Source organism: Streptomyces sp. NBC_01426 (assembly GCF_036231985.1).
Lineage (GTDB): Bacteria > Actinomycetota > Actinomycetes > Streptomycetales > Streptomycetaceae > Streptomyces.
Window position 1 is genome coordinate 259,319 of record NZ_CP109502.1, and the last position, 17,133, is coordinate 276,451.

Below are 17,133 nucleotides of genomic sequence, written 5' to 3' on the forward strand. Positions count from 1 at the left end.
TGGCGGGGTGGGTGGGGAGGGGTCAGCGGTTGAGGAAGCCCGGCCGGGGGGTCTTCTCACGCCGGTTGGAGCGGATGTCGTCCAGCGCCCCGTACAGCCGGGAGTGGGTGCGCTTGGCCTCCCAGGTGAGGTCGGCGGTCTCCTGCGCGCTGTCGCACAGCCGCTTGACCTCCACGGCGGCACCGCCCAGGGCCACCGAGACCAGGTTGGTCATCTCCACGAACTTGGCGTCCAGGCGGGCGTTCTCGATGTCGCCGGCGACGTCGTGGGTGTGGGCCGCGTTGGCCTTCATGCTGCGCCGCAGACCTTCGAGTTCGAGGCCGGCGTCGTCCATGGCCTTGCCGAGCTTGTCCAACTTGCTCTGGACGGACTTGTAGCGGTTGTCGCCGTCGGCCGGAGCCGCGGCCATGCCGGTACCGCGGGGTGCGAGGTCGCTCATCAGCGGGTGTCCCCTTTTCTAGTCGTGGTGGGCTGCGGCCGACACGGACGTCAGGCCCGCGTCTTCCTTGGCGTCCATGTCCTCGCCGTACACGCGGGCGACCTCGCTCGCCCCGAGCCTGGCGGCCACCTTGGCAATGCCGCACTCCTCGGCGCACCGCTGAGCCTGCTCCTTCATCCGCCCCGACATCTCGGCCAGGTCGGCGATCAGGTCGGTGACGGCGGCGGACACGTTGTGGTCCTCGGCCAGGTCGGCGGCCATCTCCGCCAAAGCGTCCGCGACCCGGCCGAGCGCCTCCCTCAACGCCTCGGCGCGCTCCTCGTCGGACGCGGCCTTGATGGCGATGTTCGCCATCTCCATCAGGTACTCGTCGAACGTGATGTCCGTACGGTGCTGGGCAGCCAAGTTGCCCTGCCTGGACGGCCTGCTGACCTGTGCGCTGCTCACGCTGCTCCCTTCCGTGCTGGTGGGTCGGCTGGTGCCGGGACGTTCGGTGTGCGGCTCCGGGGCGGGCGGCAGGCCCTTGACGCCGGTCGTCACCGCGGCCGGAGCGTCGGGGACGATGTCCGCGTCGACGACGTCGTCCTCGGTGGCGGATCCGGCGGGGCGCGGCGGGCGGCTGGGGTGATCGGGCCACTCCGCCGTCGGGGTGGGCGGTGGTCCGAACCGGCCCTCCGCGGACCGCCGTCCGCGCCGACCTGCACGGCGGCCGGTATGCCCGGCACCGCGGGTGCGACCCCGCCGGGGCCGGCCCGAGCCGTCGGAGCGGCGCCGGAACCGGCGGAACCGGCGACGCTTCTTCGAGCCGTCAGACGGCTCGTCACCGGTCTTGGAATCCTTGCCGGATTCATCGCCCGTCGGGTCGGGCTTCCCGTCGCCAGAAGCGCCGTCAGGGCCGTCCTTGGGGTCCTTCTTGGCCTTGCCGTCGGCGTCCGTGCCGGTGTCCTTCGGATCGGCACCCTTGGTCTTGTCGTCCTTGGCGGCCTTGTCCTTGGTCGGGTTCACCTTCTCCGTGCCGGCCGCCTTGGCGTCTGCGGCGGCCTTCGCGTCGGCGCGGCGCTTGTCCCAGCGGCGCCGGGCTTCCTCGCCGACGGCCTTGCCCAGCGTGGTGCGACCCGGATCGGCCGACACCGCGGCTTCCCGCTTGGCCTTGCGTGCCGCCTCCCGCTCCGCCTTCCTCGCCCGGCGGTCCTCCCATTCCCGCTGCCGGTTGGCGCGCGCCTGGTCCCGGTTCTTGCCCCGGTCGGCGACACCGGCGGAGTGACCGGCGCTGCGCCGTTCCTGGCGCCCGGCCTGCCGGGTGGAGGCGCGGTCGGCGCGGCCGCGCGCCCGTTCCGCACGGGAGTTGGACGCCGGGCCGGGGTGTTGGGGCCGGCCGCCGTCACCCTTGTGGCCGCTGCCCTTGCCGGAGCCGCCAGGACCGCTGTGGGAGCCCTTCGAACCCCCGCCGGACCCGGCGTGCCCCGAACCGGGAGAACGGCCGCCAGAGGGCCGGCCAGGGCCCTTCGTGCCGCCCTTGCCACTCCCGGGCGCCCCGGACCCCGAACGCCCGGCGGAACCGCCGGAGTTCGAGCCGCGCGACCCGGGCCCCTTCGCCCCGGGCCCCTTCGAGCCGGGCCCCTTCGAGCCGGGCACCGTTCCGGCTCCCGAGCCGTTGCGGGACGCGCCGCCACCACTGCCACCGCCGCCGCGCGAGGACCCGCCCCCGCCGCCGGCCTTCGAGCGGCCCTTGTCCGCACCGAGCCCGGAGCCGGGGGACTTCATGCGGTCGGCGTCGGCCTTTCCGCGTGCCGCCGCCTTGTCTCCCTTCGCTTTCATCATCGCGGCGTGGAGCTTTCCGTTCTGCTCCATCATCGCGACTTCCTGCGCGGTGCGGCCCTCCAGCAAAGCGGCCTTCCGTGCAATTTCAGCCTCACGGAAAGGCGCTTCGCTTTCGTGGTTGTACCGCGCCATTTCGAGGCGGAATTCCAACCAGTCACCGAGGCGATCGGCGAGAGAACGCGACTGAACGCATTCGCCTTCCTCGTATTCTCCTTCCCCTTCACCGTATTGCGGCGGGGCGAATCCGTCCGAACGCAATGCCGTGGTCGGGTCCGGCGCGGCCGGAATCGCCGGAAGTTCCATCGTGGTTTCTTCCGGGAGTTCCGGCGGCGCGGCGGGAATGTCTTCCGGCGGCGCAATGGTGTCGGCGAAGTCCGGGATGGGCGGCGGGGCGTATGAGGGTTCACCGCTCCATGGGCCACGGACCAGGATCCCGTTCGGGTCGTCCACGTCGGACACGGTGCACCTCCCTCCAGAGGGCTTGACAACGGGTGGGTCTCGCGTGCACGCGTGTGCACGTGCACGTGTGCACGCATCACGCGAGGCGAAGGCCCCGCCGGAGTCCGGCGGGGCCTTCGTTGGTGGGTGTTCAGCGGCGCGGGTCGTGCTGCTCCAGCACCTGGTCCGCGTACTGCATGAGGTGGTTCCACAGCCTCGGATCACCCTCGGCCCGCTTGTCGATCGCGAGCTTGAAGAGTCGGCAGACACTGGTGAAACCGCGGATGACGTCGGCTCGGCCGGCCCTGACGTCCTGGGTGATTCGGGTTCGAGTCACGCGGAGCCAGAATTCCATCCGGCCCAACTCGCCGCGACTTTCGATTGCCCTGCGCTCCTCATCCTTCAGCCAGCTGTTGCGCCCCTGAATGGAGCGTTCCGTGCTGCTGAGGGGGCGCGTCACGCCGACTCCCTGTTACCCATGTCGTAAATCGACGTGGGGCCACCATAGCCGGAATTCCGGCTGGTCGCATCCTGCTGCGGCGGACTCGGCGGGGCGGCCTGGAGCGGCGGGGCGTTCTTCCGCTGCTTTTCCAGTTCCCTTTCCTTCCTTTTCTTGGCGGTATTCGCGACCGCTTCGTCGTGGGCGCGGCGCTTGAATGCGCTCTTTTCCAGGCCGTTGGTGACGCCCTCGACGTGCTTGAGCACGTCCTTCAAAGCCCTTTCGACGGGCTGGGCGCGCATCCACGCGTCGAACCAGCGGTCGCCCTGGACGTGGGTGTCGCGGCAGTGGACGCGGGTCTCCAGGGTCAGGTACTCCAGGTTCCTGCCGATGTCCAGCAGGACCCGCTGAACATCGGCCAGGTACCGGGCGGTCGCCTCGGGGTTCTTCGCCACATCGCGCAGGGGGGCGTGATGCGGGTCGTTGCTGTTCATGCGGAATACCTCCAGATCTCGGGGTGGGCGCAGGAGAGAAGTGCTTGGTCCCCGAGGCTGTTACGCGGGGCGGGGGTGGTGCTCGGGTCGTACATGGCCCGCTGTCCCCGCGCGGGGCGGGTGCGGGCGAGCGGCCTGCCGTGGCCGTCCCCGGACCGCGCTCGGTGGGCGAGCGCGGTCCGGGGACGACCATGTGCGGCAGGGCGGTCCGGTCAGCGGTCCGTGTGCTGCTTGAGGGCGACGGCGATCTGTCCGGCGCGGTCCGTGGCGATGGCACCGCCCTCGGTCCGGACCGCCTTGGCGATGTTGGTCCGGTTCAACGGCTCGTTCGCGGTCCGGAGACGGTCCAGCGCGGTCCGCTCCAGGTCCGTGAGCGTGATGACCGTGCGGTCCGGACCGCCGTCTTCGCCACGCTCCGGACCGTCGACCTCGTCCGAAGCTTCGTGATGGGCCGGGCCAGAGCGGTCCGGATCCTGCGGTCCGGGAGCGGCATCGTCGGTCCGGACCGTCACCCCGCGCGCGGTCGCCGGGCTTTGGGCGGCGGTCACGGCCCGGGGGCCCCGGGCCGGACCGGGGCCGGTCAGCAGGTCAGCGCCCTGCGGTCCGGCTGGACCGGCCTCCAGCGCGAGCGCCGGTCCGCCGGTCCGGTCCGGGGCTCCGGCGGTCCGGACCGGACCATGGACCGCGTCTCGGTCGCTCGGACCGGACCGGCCCGCGTACCCGCCGTGTCGGACCGGGCGGACCGGAACGAGGCCCTCCAACGATCCGGGCCGGTCCGTTCGGGTCAGGGTGAGGACGGTGGGGATGGCGGCCGGTCCGTGATCGTCGGCCGCGATGCGGGGGACGACGAGCCGGTGCAGGGCCAGACCGGTCCGGACCGCCTTGCGGTCCGCGAGCTCCGCGGCGGCCGCGGTCCAGGCCCGGTCCAGCGTGGTCAGGCGCGGGTCGGTGATCGCGAGGGACCAGGCGGTGAAGCTGTGGACCGGGTAGCGGAACCAGCGGACCGCTCCGATCGACGGTCGGGCCTTGGCGACCTTGCCGTCCTCACGGAGCTTGCGACGGTGGATCAGGGAGGCGTACAGCTCCCACAACACCATCCCCACGATGCTCATGGCGGCGAACGCCACCGCCTTCGGGGTGAGGTTCCAGTAGGTCATCTGCTCCGTCCACTTCTGGGCCTCCGCGTCCCAGGACCGGCTGCTGGCCACCGGCTCTCCAGAGGCGTGCCAGAAGTTCATGACCGCGGCGCCCAGAGCGAAGATCCACGTGCTGACGCGGTAGAGGGTTCCGGAGTCGCCGCCCTGGCGGGCCTGGTGGTACATCCAGCCCACGAACGCCGTCGACAACTCCCAGGCGGCGGCGAACAGGATCGTGAACGGGACGACCCAGCCGAGGATGTCCTCGGCGAAGCCCGACTGGCCCGTCCACGCGACGGCCATCGGAGCGGTGATCGGACCGATCACCATCAGCCGCTCCGAGTTCACCTTCACGAACTGCTTCACGCGGTCGGCCGCGGCCGGCTTCCCGGCGCGGGACGCCGCCCGCAGCTCCCGGGCCTTCGCCTTGCGGGCTTCCTTCGCGTCCCGACGCTCCCCCCTGGCTCGGAGCTTGAGGCGCTTGCGTTCCAGGGCCTGCTCGGTGCGGTCGGTGGCGCGCTTCATCCGGGCAGCGGCCTCGGCCACCATGTCGTCGGCGGCCTTCAGCGTGACGTCCGCGTCCGCTTCCCGCAGCCGAGCCTGCGCCAACGCCCGATCGGCTTCCTTGAGGTCCGCATCCCGCTTGGTGCGGGCGGCCGCGAGGATGCGGTCGGCTTCCACGCGGGCGTTGCGGGTCAAACGGTCTGCGTCCTCGGCCGCCGTCACCCGCAGCCGGCCGATGTCCTCCTTGGCCAACGTCCGCGTACGCGCGGCATCCGCGCGGGAGGCCTCCCGCTCGCGGGCGGCGTCCTCGCGCAGCTCGGTTGCCGCCTTCTCGGCCCCAGCCTTCACCTGCGCGGCCTGGGCGTCCGCGCTCTCGCGCATCCGGTCGGTCTCGCCCCGAGCCTGCTCCAAGAGCCGGCCGGCGTCGGTGGTGGCGCGGGTGCGGGTCTGAGCCGCGGTGCGCTCCGCAGCCGCGAGCAGCTCGGTGCGCACCGTCTCCGCGTCGGCGAGAGCCTTCGCGGCGGTCTGCGCGGCCTCGGTACGGATCTGCTCGGCCTGGGCGGCCGCCGTGGTGGCGACCCCTTGCGCCTGGCGGTGGGCGTCGGTGAGCAGCTGCTCGGCAGCCGTGCTGGCGGCGGCGCGGATCTGGTCGGCCTCACCGGTCGCCGTCGTCGTGACGGTGTCGGCCTGGCGGCGCGCGTCGGCGAGCAGCTGCTCCGACGTGGCTTCGGCGGCTGCGCGGACCTGGTCGGCGTCGGCGGCCGCGGTGGTGGCGGCCTCCGTGCGGACCCGGTCGGCGTCCATCGCGGCGACGGCCAGAAGGCGGGACTGCTCCGCGGTGGCGGCCTCGGTGATCGAGGCCGCCACGGTGCGGGCGCCGTCCAGCAGCTCGGTGGCACGAGCCTCGCCGTCAGCGAGGATCCGCGCGACCTCGGCGACGGCCTGGTCCCGGAGGTCGGCGGCACGGTCGGCGGCATCGGCCACGACCGGGTCGGCCTCAGGGAAGACCAGCAGCCCCGTCTCCTCGGGGGCACCGGCCTGGGCCGGGATGGAGGCCGGCGGCGTCGACGCCTTGGCGCGCCCGGCGCCTCGGGGCTTCGTGGCCGCCGCGGGCTGGCGCCGGCGGCGGGTGGCGGGCTTGGTGGCCACGGGGAGTCCTCTCTTCCGGGCGCCTCCGTGCAAGAGGTCACCGTGGATCTACGGCGGTGGGTAGGGTCGTGACCAGGCCCTCCGGGACCCCGGCAGCTCTAATGCCGGGGGCTCGGAGGGCCGTTGTGCTGGGGTGGTCAACGCCGGGCAGGCAACGCGCTGCTGTCCTGCCCGAGGTGCTGGCGCAGCCACGCAACGGCGGCCGGGGTCATCGCCCCGGTGTCCGGCTCGCTCAGCGGCGCGGTGTCGATGTCGTACATCGCGTCGGCCGCCGGGAACGGCCGCATGTAGTCGGGGTCGATGCCGGTGGGGGCGGATCAGGGGACCGGCAGTCGATTCACCGCGAGTCGGTGGTGACCTCGTCGCGGGTGGGGAAGTTCGTGCGGCCGTCGTCCATGCGGACGGTGAGGTGGCCGCCGGTGTGGACCTCCTCGACGGTTCCCTGGTCCCCGGCCTGGTGCCGGGTGCCGAGGGCTTCGATGTTGGTGGTGAGCGTGACGCGGTCTCCGCGCATGGCCGTCCCTCTCGTTGCTGGTCCGGACTGTCCGGCTCCCACTCACCGCCCGACCCGGCCGCCGAGGATGCGGCGGCCGGCGCGGGCGGATCAGACACCCCATGTCGTTTCAGATCAAGCGGCATGGAGGTATGCGTAGTGCGACCAGGCGGTCGCCTCGTCGTAGAGTGTTCGAGTCTTGAGGCATCCGTGGAGGATCCCGACGAGCCGGTTGCCGAGCTGTCGGAGGGCCCCGTTGTAGCCGACATCACGGGCGCGCTGTTTGTCGTAGTAGGCCCGGCCGCCGGGAGATCTGTTCAGTGCGGAGAACGCCTGGGCCTGCAACGCGTCGGCGAGTCGGTTGTTGCGCACGAAGCGGGCCTGGACCGTGTGGCTCTTGCCCGAGGCCCGGGTGATCGGGCTGGTGCCGGCATAGTTCTTCCGCGCCTTGGCGGACGCATAGCGGGTGGGGTCGTCTCCGAATTCGGCGAGCACCCGGGCACCGCTGACCTCTCCCATGCCGGGCATGGAGAGGTAGATCTCAGCGTCCGGGTGCGCATGGAAATGGGCTTTCACCTGCGCTTCCAGGGTGGCTATCTCCTCGTTCAGGCTGATCAACAGCCGGGCGTGAGCCGTCACAGTGGCCGAGTAGGCGGCGGTCACCGGCTCAGCCAGCCCAAGGTGCTGCGTACGCAGCGCCGTCTGGATGTCGGCTGCCTTCGCCGTCCGGTTGCGCCGGCGGGCGCGGGCCAGAGCAGCTGTGATCTGGGAGCGAGTCAGCTTCGCTGCGGCTTGCGGCGTGGGCGCCTTGACGAGCAGTTCCAGTGCGTCCGCGCCGAGCAGAGTGAGGTCGGCGTAGGCATTCAGGGCGGCAGGGAAGTACTCGCGCAGTGCGTTACGCAACCGCTGGAAGATGCGAGTGCGTTCCCAGATGAGAGTCTGGTGGGCGCGGGCAACGACCTTGATGGCCTGGGCCTGCTCGCTGTCTCCGGCGATGGGCCGCAGCTGGTCACGGTCGATGCGGACCATGTCCGCCAAGGCGTGTGCGTCGCCCTTGTCGCTCTTGGCGCCCGATGTGCCGTACCGCTCCTTGAAACGGGCGACCTGTCGGGGGTTGATCGCGTAGACCTGGTAGCCGGCGGCTATCAGGGCCTGGACCCATGGCCCGCGGTCGGTCTCGATCCCGACGATGACGGAGCTGGATTCGAGATCCTCACCGCCGTGCTTCGCGACGAGCTCGTGGAGCTTGGCGACGCCGTCCACGCCCTCGGGGAGCTTGGCGACAACCAGCTTCCGGCCCGTCTCGTCCTGGACCTCGACGTCATGGTGATCCTCAGCCCAGTCATCGCCGATCAGCAGCAACGCGCTCTCCCTTGTCAGCACTTCGCCTGTGTGGTGCAGCCTGCGGAAGACACGGCGCGCGGCCTAATGGATCCAGTGCTCACGCCGAACTCGGCGGGCACGCCACCCCATCAGCGGTCTGGCCTTCCGGCCGACCAGCAGGGGCACGGTCTGATCCCAGAAATCGAACGCTTCCGGCAACCTGAGTGCTCACCTGCTGGCGGCTACAGCACCGAGTCTTACCGACCCGGCAGCTCCCATTAGGCAGCCGTCAGGCCGTGGTCGCGACGAGGGGGCGGTGCGGGGCAACGATCTGCCCGTCGGGGAGCAGCTCACCGGTGTCCTCGAACACCAGAACGGAGTTGCAGAGGAGCGCCCAGCCCTGTTCGGGGTGGGAGGCGATGGTGTGCGCGGCCTCGCGGTCGGGGCTGTCGGCGGTCGGGCACGTCGGCCGGTGCGTGCACAGGGACTCCGGCATCCGCCGGGCCGTGCCGGTGGTGGTGGGAGTGTCAAGCTGGGTGCTGCGCTGCATGAGCTCTCCTGACAACGAGCGGGTCCGAGGCTCTCCCGGACCGAAGAGGGTGAAAGGGCGAAATGCCCGTGGGCGGGCCGCCGATGGTCGGGGGGCCAGGGCTGCGGTCGAGAACCTGGCTGCCGGGTTCGCTAGGCGGGACGCTGGGCAAGTCAGCTCTTGCCGCGCCGAGCGAGGGGCGGATGGATGTCGGTGACGCGGTGGCCGGCCTCCCACGCGGCCGCCGCGGTGAGCACGGCGGCCGCCAGGAGCGCCTGGGTGAGGGGGTGCCTCAGGCCTCGCGCGGCGATGGCCCGTACCGCGTGATGCTGGGCGGTACGAGCGACCGGTATGTACACGCAGACCTCTTACTTCTGTTCGGGCTGCGGCTGCGGCGGCACCCCGCAGGTGCAGGGATCGTGCCGAATCGACTGGTACGGCCGGCCGTCCGCACCGACCGAGTTCACGGTGACCAACGTCGGCGGGTGCCCGCAGCTGCTCACCGGACCGTGTCCGTCGCGCTCGTCGACGGGGCAGGATCGGCGGCGACCGGGCAGCGGCAGGTCCAGTAGCCGCACAGACCGCAGGCCTCGTCCGCCGCGCGGACCGACACGTTGAAACGCAGCACCGGGGGGCGGATGTAACCGGGGGCCATCTCCGCGAGGGTGCGCCGAGCCCGGCGCCCCTCGGGGATCCGGGCGTCGTCCCCCTCGGCCATCGTGAGCAGCAGGGTGCCGACCTGGTGGAGGGAGTCGGTCTCGTCCCGCTCGTAGCCACGGGAGTCGTCCTCGCGGCGGATGTCATCGACCTTTCCGGCGCGGGGGGTCAGGGTGGCGGTCATGCCGCGACCTCCCAACCGGTCCGGGCGCGACGGGCGGTGCGCACCACAGCCAGCTTGGCGGCGAGTTCGGCGATCCTCTCGCTCTGCTGCCTCAGGAGCACGGCCTGATGCGGCATACCACCGCTCCTGGCCGGAATCCTGCGAGCCTCGCTCCCCAGTTCAACGGCGAGGCCGGTCAGCTTCCTCCACTCCTGGCCGCTGGCCTCGTCGGCGGTAATCGCGGCGGCGAGGCGCTGGGCCTGAAGCTCGCGGAGGGCGACCAGCTCGTAGCCGGAACGGCCGCCGCGAACCAGGTCGTCGACCCGCGGGTTGCCATCACCATCGCGCAGAGCCAACTCCTCACAGGCCGCCCGAACGGGGCAGCCATGGCAGAAGCCGATCGCCTCGGCACGCTGCGCCTGCCAGATGGCCGGCGGCTCGCCGTCGGCCCGGAAGAACAGGTCGGGATCGGTGTCGGCCTGGGTACAGCGGGCGCCGGCGTCGATCGCGGCCTGGAGCACCGGGCGGCGCATCCGGCGAGCCTGAGTAGATGTCATCCTGTGCATGTGCGTCTTCCCTTTCCGGAGGGGGACTGCAAAGACGAACCCCCGGGGGGCTACCCGGGGGTTCGTCGCTTCTGACTGCTGTACGAGCAGCCACGGCCCCGGCCGCCCCGTCTGCGGGGCGGCCGGGGCCGTGGTCGTTCGTCTCTGTGTGCCGGTCAGGCCGCCGTCGGGGCCTGGGACTTCCGGGCGGCGTACTGCCTGCCCAACTCCGCCTGCCGCTGGTTGTGACGCTCCAGGTTCTCCGGCTCCTCCGGAAGGCTGGGGCCATCAGCTGGACGGTCGCCGCGCGGCAGCAGCTTCCGCGCGGCGTCCACGTCACTGACCTTCCCCTGAACCGCGGCCCACTCGGACGTCCGCTTCGCGGGGGCCGCCGCAGCGTACTGGCGGTCGAAGCGCCGGCGCTCCCGGGCGAAGAAGTCGCGGCCAGCCTGGCGCTTGGGCTCTTGGCGGAGCAGACGGTCACGAGTGGCGGCCAGGCGCTCACCATCGGGGCAGGGCAGCGTCTGCCCATCCGCGTTCTCGGCCTTTCCCTTGCAGGCCAGGCACCGCTGCTGGTGCTGACGTAACGTCCGGCTGACCTGCTCCGCGTCGAGCGGGACGGTCTTGATCTGGCTGGCGGCCGGGGCCGGCTGCACCGTTGGCTTCGGCAGCACCTTGGTGGCGCGCCGGGATGCGGCGGTCGGGGTCCCCTCGATCAGCTGCGTGCGCAAGGCGTCGGCCTCGACGTCGATGGTGACCTGACGGTTGCTGCCGGCCGTGCAGCGGCGCGGGTCTGCGGTCTTGGCCCGGTCGGTGTGGTGGGGCACCAACTTCGGTGTGCCCAACATGCCGGTGATCGGGACCCAGGTGGAGCAATCGGGGCAGACCAGGTGCTCCCTGCCAAGGGCCAGGTCGATCTCGGTGACCTTGAGCTTGGAGGCGATGACCGGCGGGCGGCTGTTGACGTTCTTGGTGCGGGTCTTGCGGCGGCGCTTGCTGGCCATCGCCGCCGCGGGCGTCGTAGTCATGGGGACTCCTCGTGGTCAGAGGGGACGGAGTACGTCGCGGTGCTCTCTCCGCCCGTCAGGCCACGCGGGTCGAGCCCGGCGTCCTGATGAGCGGACAGCGCATCTGCGCTGCGATGTGCATGGAGGAACCACCCAGTCAGGGGACTGTTCCGGGGGATTTGGTGGATCTATCAACCCCGGCCCTCCCCGTACGGGGAAGGGGTTCCTACGGCCTTACTGCGGCGTTCCTTGCGGATCACCTTGCACCCCTAGGGTTCCCTATGGTTCCCTAGGGTGTCAAGCGGTACGGTAAGGAACTTAGGATGTTGAGTAACCAAAGGAGGCGATGGGATGAGCCGGGCCGACAACAGGCCGCCGTACGCGCGTATCGCGGCCCATTACCGAGACCTGATCGAGTCCGGTGCACTGTCGCCTGGCGCGCTCCTGCCGAGCATCAAGCTGCTGTCGGAGGAGTGGTCCGTCAGTACCGCCACGGTGGAAAAGGCGCTGCGGGTACTCAAGGAGGAGCAACTCGTAAGCGGCATCCACGGCATCGGCACCGAGGTGATCGGAACTCGCGTGCCCATCTCTTCGGGAGCAGAGCGGCATGACCGCAGCAGTAGGACGCAATCCTCTTGGGGGGTCGGCGAGCAGTCCTCCGGCCACACCGCGGGCTTGGTGCCGGCTCCCGACGACGTCGCAGGCGTCTTGGGTATCGCCCCTGGTAGCGACGTGATCCGACGAAGCCGTGTCTACCGAGATGCTCATGGAATCGTCTCCCACTCCACCTCATGGATTCCGGCTGGATTCGCCCAACTGGTCCCCGAGCTTGCACGGAGCGAGCGTCTGAAGGGGGGCCTGTCGCTGGATCTCGTGACCCGAGCCACTGGACGAGAAGTTGTCCAACGCGTGGACGAGGAAGCTGCTCGGATCGCTACGCCGATGGACCTCGCGCTCTTGGAGCTTGACACCGACACCCTGGCAGCGATCCTGGTGCTGACCGCGAAGTTCCTTGACGCTGACGGGCAACTTCTTGAGTACGGCGTAGATCTGGGAGCTCCTGGACGCACGCGGCGTACTACGTCGGGGGCATACGGTGACCGGCCGGGATGGAATTCATCGACGACACCCTGACGAACTGCCTGGAAGCCAGCCTCGGTGAGCTCCTTCGTGCCCAGGACGCCGACACCTTGACTCTGAAGGGACGATTCGAGATCAGCCGCATCTCCCAGGCCCTGGCGGGCAAACCGGGGCCCGCGCCTCGCGCGATTCTCATGTCCGGTCTCCAGGGCGCAGGAAAGACGACCCTCGCCCGCGCTTTGGAGAAGGCCGGCTTCCAGCGTCTCTGCCCTGACGAAGAGATGTTCCGGCGCTACGGTCACTACGGCAGGGACTTCCCTCGCGGAGAGTTCCTGGTCAGAGAGGCACCAGTTCTCAAGGACATTGGCCTCGAACTCCAGCAGCTCCTGGCAGCCGGACACGACGTTGTGGTCGATCATGGCTTCTGGACTCCGGAGGAGCGCGCCCTGTGGGCGGCGACCGTGATGGAGGTCGGCGGCGAGCCCGTCCTCATCTACCTGCCGCTGTCGCACGAGGTGCGCTGGGATCGAATCCGCCGACGCAACGAGAAGTCGCTCATCGACCCGAATAGCATCGAGTTCAGCGAAGAGGATCTGCTTCGGCACGCGGGCCGTTTCTCCCCACCGACCGATGAGCCGCACATCGTCTACGACGGCGACCCGGAGCACGTGCTGGCTGAGCTTCGCCGTGGACGCCCCTCCGCGAATGGCGGCTCCCAATGACTCCTGTCTTACACCCGCAGCTGCGGGCCGGGGAGGCGACCCCCGGTTTCGGCTGGTGACGTGCCCACGATGTCGACCATGACAGCCCGTCAATAACCCGACTTAATGCGCTACTCTGATGTTGTCGACCTCAGAGAGGAGGGATCCGCGATGCCCACCCATGAACAGTGGCGAGACCTGGCCGACCGCCTGGCAGCACGTATCGATGATGGAGAGTGGCTACCCGGCATGAAGATGCCAACTAACGCCACTTTGATCGCGCAGGGAGAGCAGAAGTCCACGGTCGATCGCGCATACCGCGACCTTGTCGAACGCGGCTACGTCATTCGCCGCCCCCGTCACGGGACAGTGGTCCGGGACCGAACTCCGGTGCGCGTATCGCTCTCGCGTTACCGCGGGGTGCTGCACCCGGACAGCCCAAAGGGCCCATGGCAGGCCGCTACGGCTGAACAAGGTCTGGACGGTCGCATGCAGGCCATCAGCGTGGACCGTACTACCGCCCCCAGACCCGTCTCGGAGGCCCTCGGCATCCTGGAGGGCGCCCCTGTCGTCCGGCGAATCCGCCACGCGTCGATCGGCAAGGAGGTCGTCCAGGTACAGACCGCCTGGTACGAAGCTTCCCTCGCCGCCGATCTCGGTTTGGACACTCCCGACACGATTGCGGGCGGCATCTTCGGCGCGATGGAACGCGGAGGCTTGAGCCCCCGGTGGGCCAACGTGCGTGTCACCGCGCGCCTGCCCATGCGAGACGAGGCAACAATCCTCGCGGTCGGCAAAGCGGTTCCCCTTCTGCTGATACAGCGAGTCACTCGCGACTCGGCGCACCGCCCCGTAGAGGTCCTCCAGGTCGTAGGAGCCGCAGATCGCCTTGAGCTGATCTACGACGACCTGCCCCTCGGGGAGGAAAGCCTCTAGTACACAGCTTCCTTCCGGTTTCTCAGACGGCCGGAAGCCCTCGAACCAAGAGCAAGCGCGTCGCTCCGGAGCACGGAATAGACGCGGGGACAATACGCCCCAAGAGCACAGCCTTCGCATGAAATGAGCGACGGCCGCCCTGCTAGCACAGGACGGCCGTCTAGCGACTCCCCAGCCGGCAAGCGTCGGAGTCGTGGTTCAGCGCGGTGACCGCGCTGGGTGCCTGGACCATCAAGGGCCCGCCGGTCACCTACCCAACACAATAGACAACGATCCCTGGGCAAGCCCAGCACACCCTTACCCAGGTGGCCCGCGTCACAGTTGATCAGCTGATCCATGGCTCCCTCACAGAGGGATCCCTACGTGACAAACGAGCACCGAGCCGCCACGGCGGTCTTCCATCAACCACTTCTGCGCGCTGCCCTCCTCCACTGGACCGGGGTCGGTTACTCGGGCTTGCCCACGGGTGGGCCGTTCAGCCCCCCGGGAGATGGGCAAGCCTCCCATCTGCGCCTTTCGCGCATTGGGCAAGCCTTCGGGCAAGCCCCGATGTGGAGAGTTCACGGCACAACTTCCGTCAGGAGGAGTGCCGTGCACCCGAACTACCCTCCGACCGCCACCATGTGGGTGGAGGTCCGCCTTCGTACCGTCCTGCCCGTAGCCGGCAGCCGCAAGTCGGTGTCGGCATGAGCGAGCGCCACGACTTCGACCTCGCCGCCACCATCGTCCGGGGCCAGGCCCCGGCGCGCGCCGTCAGCGTTCAGCGGGCCGTGGCCTTCAGCGGCCGCCTCACCCACCAGCTGGACTACGTCGTCTACCTCCACGTCCTCTTCGCGATCAACGGCGGCCTCCAGGTCACGGTGCCCGGCGTCGTCGCCTCGGTTCGCGAGGCGGGCGTGCGGTCGGCGAAGAGTGGCACCGAGCTCGTGGGCCGGGACGCCGTTTACGAGTCCTTCGCCCGGCTCATCGAGGCCCGCTTCATCCGCCGCACGACCATCCCCAACCCGAAGGGCAAGGGGTACCGCGGGCTGACCTCGTACGAGGTGTACGAGCACTTCGAGGACAACCCGGACTACTCGCCCGAGGACGCCTCCGAGGAGCCCGCCACCAAACTTCCGGTGTTCGCGGAAACTACTGTTTCCGCAGGTCAGCCCACTTCCGGTGTTCGCGGAAAGAAGGGTTCTTCCGGTGTTGGCGGAAGCGCTGTTCGCGGACGTGGAGGATCGTTCGTTTCCGCAGGTCAGCCCACGTCCGCGAACACCGGAAGTGGGACGGGCTCCCCCCCACACCCCCCGGAGGAGGTAAATACCTCCTCCCCCTACCCCCTCGGGACAGGTGCGGATGATGTGGCGCCTGCGGCGCGGGAGGAGGAGGGGGAGATCCCCACCAACCCCACGCCATCAGCCGAGCAGGTGGAAGCCGCGTCGCAGTTCCTGCAGACACTGCCCCGCCCCTGGACCGCAGGGCGCGTAACGGCCAAGAGCCTCGCTCCCCTGTTGGCTGAAGTCGTTGCCGATCAGGGCTGGGAGCTGGACAACTCGCTGGCCACGGAGCTCACCCAGAATCCCGAGGGCGTCAAGCGTCCGACGAAGGTGCTCAAGGCCCGCATCGAGGACCTCCCCCGCCGACTGGCCCGCAAGGACGTACCCAGGCCTCGCCCGGCTGTGGCCGAAGACCCCGACTTCGCGCCTGTCCCGATGCCGGACAAGGTCGCCACGATCCTGTCCGGCCTGCGACGGCCGGCTGTCTGACCCAGCCGCGAACATGACGGCGGCGGCCGCTCCCGCGAAGAACCGGCCGCCGCTCCAGACCACCACCTGACAGGAAGAGATCCATGACCAGTGTCCCACTTGATGCGCCGCCGACGGAGGACGGGCCGTACATCAAGCCCACCTTCCGTTCCGCACACAAGCAGCCCGACCGCCAGGCCTTCGACCGGCTTCCGCCCCAGGATCTGGAGGCAGAGCGGTCGGTCCTCGGCAGCATGATCCTGTCGAAGACCGCCATCACCGACGTCTCCAACCTGTTGGCCGCCGACGACTTCTACCGACCGGCCCATCAGACGATCTACCGGGCAATCCTGGAACTGGCCGCCAAGGACCCGGTCGACCCCCTCACCCTTGCCGACGCCCTCCTGAAGTCCGGCGACCTCGCCAAGATCGGCGGTGCTTCCTACCTGCACACCCTGGTGCAGGCCGTACCGACTTCGGCGAACGCCGAGTACTACGCCGAGATCGTCCGCGAGAGGGCCGTCCTGCGCAGGCTGGTGGCCGCAGGCACGAAGATCGTCCAGATGGGATACGAGGGCGTCGGCGAGCTCGACGAGATCACCGCCAGCGCCGCCGCTGAGATCGCCGCGGTGACCGAAGGACGCGACCGGCAGGACGACTTCTTCACCCCGGGCAACACCCTCGAAGGCACCCTCGACATGATTCAGGCAGCCGAGTCGGGCGCCGAGCTCACCGGGGTAACGACCGGCTTTACCGACCTCGACTCCCTGACGAACGGCTTCCAGCCGGGCCAGATCATCGTGGTGGCCGCCCGGCCCGGCATGGGCAAGTCCACGCTGGCCATGGATTTCGCGCGAGCGTGCACGATGCCGCGCGGGAAGAACCGGCAGCCCATTCCCGCCGCCGGCCGCCCGGCGGCGTTCATCACGCTGGAGATGAGCATCGACGAGTTGAACATGCGCGCTCTTTCAGCGGAAGGGGACGTCCCCCTCCATCACCTGCGCTCGGGCACGCTCGACGAGACGGGATGGACGAAGCTGGCCGTAGCCGCCCAGCGGTACAGCGAGGCACCGTTCTACATCAACGAAAGCGCGCGCTCACTGGCCGAGATCCAGGCGAAGTGCCGTCGGCTCAAGACCCGCATCCCCGACCTCGCCGAGATCATCATCGACTATGCGCAGCTGGTCGAAAGCGGCGGCAAGCGCCACGACAACCGCGAGCAGGAAGTCAGTCACATCTCGCGGAGCCTCAAGCTGCTGGCGAAGGAACTCCACTTGCCGATCATCCTGCTGTCACAGCTCAACCGCGGGCCGGAGATGCGGGCGGACAAGAGGCCCCAGGTCTCGGACCTGCGTGAGTCCGGCTCGATCGAGCAGGACGCGGACATGGTCATCCTGCTGTACCGCGACGACGCCTACGAGAAGGAAAGCCCGCGGGCCGGCGAGGTCGACATCATCGTCGGCAAGCACCGCAACGGGCCGACCGCAACGATCACAGTGGCGCAGCAGCTCTACATGTCGCGTTTCGTCGACATGGCCAACACCTGAGG

The 17,133-nt window shown here is 69.7% G+C and carries 19 protein-coding genes; 6 read left to right on the top strand and 13 right to left on the bottom strand.

Features of this window, described 5'->3' with window-relative positions; genetic code table 11:
• Nucleotides 1–22: 22 nt before the first annotated feature.
• Nucleotides 23–439, bottom strand: coding sequence for a conjugal transfer protein TraB (locus OG906_RS39715; RefSeq protein WP_329449101.1), 417 nt, complete (start codon nucleotides 437–439; stop codon nucleotides 23–25).
• An 18-nt stretch (nucleotides 440–457) separates the two neighbouring features.
• Nucleotides 458–2,293 carry an ATP/GTP-binding protein gene (locus tag OG906_RS39720; protein ID WP_329449102.1) on the bottom strand — a complete coding sequence of 612 codons (1,836 nt, stop codon included), beginning with the start codon at nucleotides 2,291–2,293 and terminating at the stop codon, nucleotides 458–460.
• On the opposite strand from OG906_RS39720, the gene OG906_RS39725 reads away from it, so the two are divergent.
• Nucleotides 2,267–2,659: a hypothetical protein gene (locus OG906_RS39725; protein WP_329449103.1), complete on the top strand. Its 393-nt coding sequence runs from the start codon at nucleotides 2,267–2,269 to the stop codon at nucleotides 2,657–2,659. The two genes, OG906_RS39720 and OG906_RS39725, sit on opposite strands and share 27 nt — an antisense overlap.
• A gap of 190 nt (nucleotides 2,660–2,849) precedes the next feature.
• Here the strand turns inward: OG906_RS39725 and OG906_RS39730 are convergent, their stop codons facing one another.
• From OG906_RS39730 to OG906_RS39780, 11 genes are all read right to left on the bottom strand, one after another.
• Nucleotides 2,850–3,035 (bottom strand): hypothetical protein, encoded by a 186-nt coding sequence (locus tag OG906_RS39730; RefSeq protein WP_266976226.1) that lies wholly within the window; start codon nucleotides 3,033–3,035, stop codon nucleotides 2,850–2,852.
• Nucleotides 3,036–3,154: 119 nt separating this feature from the next.
• Nucleotides 3,155–3,631: a hypothetical protein gene (locus OG906_RS39735; RefSeq protein ID WP_329449104.1), complete on the bottom strand. Its 477-nt coding sequence runs from the start codon at nucleotides 3,629–3,631 to the stop codon at nucleotides 3,155–3,157.
• Nucleotides 3,632–3,843: 212 nt separating this feature from the next.
• Entirely contained in the window at nucleotides 3,844–6,420 is a 2,577-nt protein-coding gene (locus OG906_RS39740; protein ID WP_329449105.1) for a hypothetical protein, read from the bottom strand.
• Between the two features lie 137 nt (nucleotides 6,421–6,557).
• Nucleotides 6,558–6,707, bottom strand: a complete 150-nt coding sequence (locus OG906_RS39745) for a hypothetical protein (RefSeq protein ID WP_329449106.1) — start codon at nucleotides 6,705–6,707, stop codon at nucleotides 6,558–6,560.
• A 50-nt stretch (nucleotides 6,708–6,757) separates the two neighbouring features.
• Nucleotides 6,758–6,934, bottom strand: coding sequence for a hypothetical protein (locus OG906_RS39750; RefSeq protein ID WP_266976235.1), 177 nt, complete (start codon nucleotides 6,932–6,934; stop codon nucleotides 6,758–6,760).
• A 114-nt stretch (nucleotides 6,935–7,048) separates the two neighbouring features.
• Nucleotides 7,049–8,275: an IS110 family transposase gene (locus tag OG906_RS39755; protein WP_329449241.1), complete on the bottom strand. Its 1,227-nt coding sequence runs from the start codon at nucleotides 8,273–8,275 to the stop codon at nucleotides 7,049–7,051.
• Nucleotides 8,276–8,525: 250 nt separating this feature from the next.
• The gene (locus tag OG906_RS39760; RefSeq protein WP_329449242.1) at nucleotides 8,526–8,720 is read right to left on the bottom strand and encodes a DUF5999 family protein; all 195 of its coding nucleotides are present in this window, start codon (nucleotides 8,718–8,720) and stop codon (nucleotides 8,526–8,528) included.
• A 218-nt stretch (nucleotides 8,721–8,938) separates the two neighbouring features.
• Nucleotides 8,939–9,124, bottom strand: coding sequence for a hypothetical protein (locus OG906_RS39765; protein WP_329449107.1), 186 nt, complete (start codon nucleotides 9,122–9,124; stop codon nucleotides 8,939–8,941).
• A gap of 140 nt (nucleotides 9,125–9,264) precedes the next feature.
• Entirely contained in the window at nucleotides 9,265–9,606 is a 342-nt protein-coding gene (locus OG906_RS39770; protein ID WP_329449108.1) for a hypothetical protein, read from the bottom strand.
• Complete coding sequence (locus tag OG906_RS39775) at nucleotides 9,603–10,118, bottom strand: WhiB family transcriptional regulator (RefSeq protein ID WP_329449109.1); 516 nt, start codon at nucleotides 10,116–10,118, stop codon at nucleotides 9,603–9,605. Before OG906_RS39775 ends, OG906_RS39770 begins: the two co-directional genes overlap by 4 nt.
• A gap of 188 nt (nucleotides 10,119–10,306) precedes the next feature.
• Nucleotides 10,307–11,158 carry a hypothetical protein gene (locus tag OG906_RS39780; RefSeq protein ID WP_266976245.1) on the bottom strand — a complete coding sequence of 284 codons (852 nt, stop codon included), beginning with the start codon at nucleotides 11,156–11,158 and terminating at the stop codon, nucleotides 10,307–10,309.
• 330 nt (nucleotides 11,159–11,488) lie between these two features.
• Between OG906_RS39780 and OG906_RS39785 the strand changes: the two genes are divergently transcribed.
• The 5 genes from OG906_RS39785 (at nucleotide 11,489) to dnaB (ending at nucleotide 17,131) form a co-directional block, all read left to right on the top strand.
• Nucleotides 11,489–12,271 carry a GntR family transcriptional regulator gene (locus OG906_RS39785; protein ID WP_329449110.1) on the top strand — a complete coding sequence of 261 codons (783 nt, stop codon included), beginning with the start codon at nucleotides 11,489–11,491 and terminating at the stop codon, nucleotides 12,269–12,271.
• The gene (locus OG906_RS39790) at nucleotides 12,247–12,939 is read left to right on the top strand and encodes an AAA family ATPase (RefSeq protein WP_329449111.1); all 693 of its coding nucleotides are present in this window, start codon (nucleotides 12,247–12,249) and stop codon (nucleotides 12,937–12,939) included. The genes OG906_RS39785 and OG906_RS39790 overlap by 25 nt, the downstream gene beginning before the upstream one ends.
• A 150-nt stretch (nucleotides 12,940–13,089) precedes the next feature.
• Entirely contained in the window at nucleotides 13,090–13,854 is a 765-nt protein-coding gene (locus OG906_RS39795; RefSeq protein ID WP_266976251.1) for a GntR family transcriptional regulator, read from the top strand.
• Between the two features lie 686 nt (nucleotides 13,855–14,540).
• Nucleotides 14,541–15,605 carry a hypothetical protein gene (locus tag OG906_RS39800; RefSeq protein WP_329449112.1) on the top strand — a complete coding sequence of 355 codons (1,065 nt, stop codon included), beginning with the start codon at nucleotides 14,541–14,543 and terminating at the stop codon, nucleotides 15,603–15,605.
• Between the two features lie 83 nt (nucleotides 15,606–15,688).
• A complete protein-coding gene (gene dnaB, locus OG906_RS39805) occupies nucleotides 15,689–17,131 on the top strand; it encodes a replicative DNA helicase (protein ID WP_329449113.1) in 1,443 nt (480 codons plus the stop codon).
• Nucleotides 17,132–17,133: the final 2 nt, after the last annotated feature.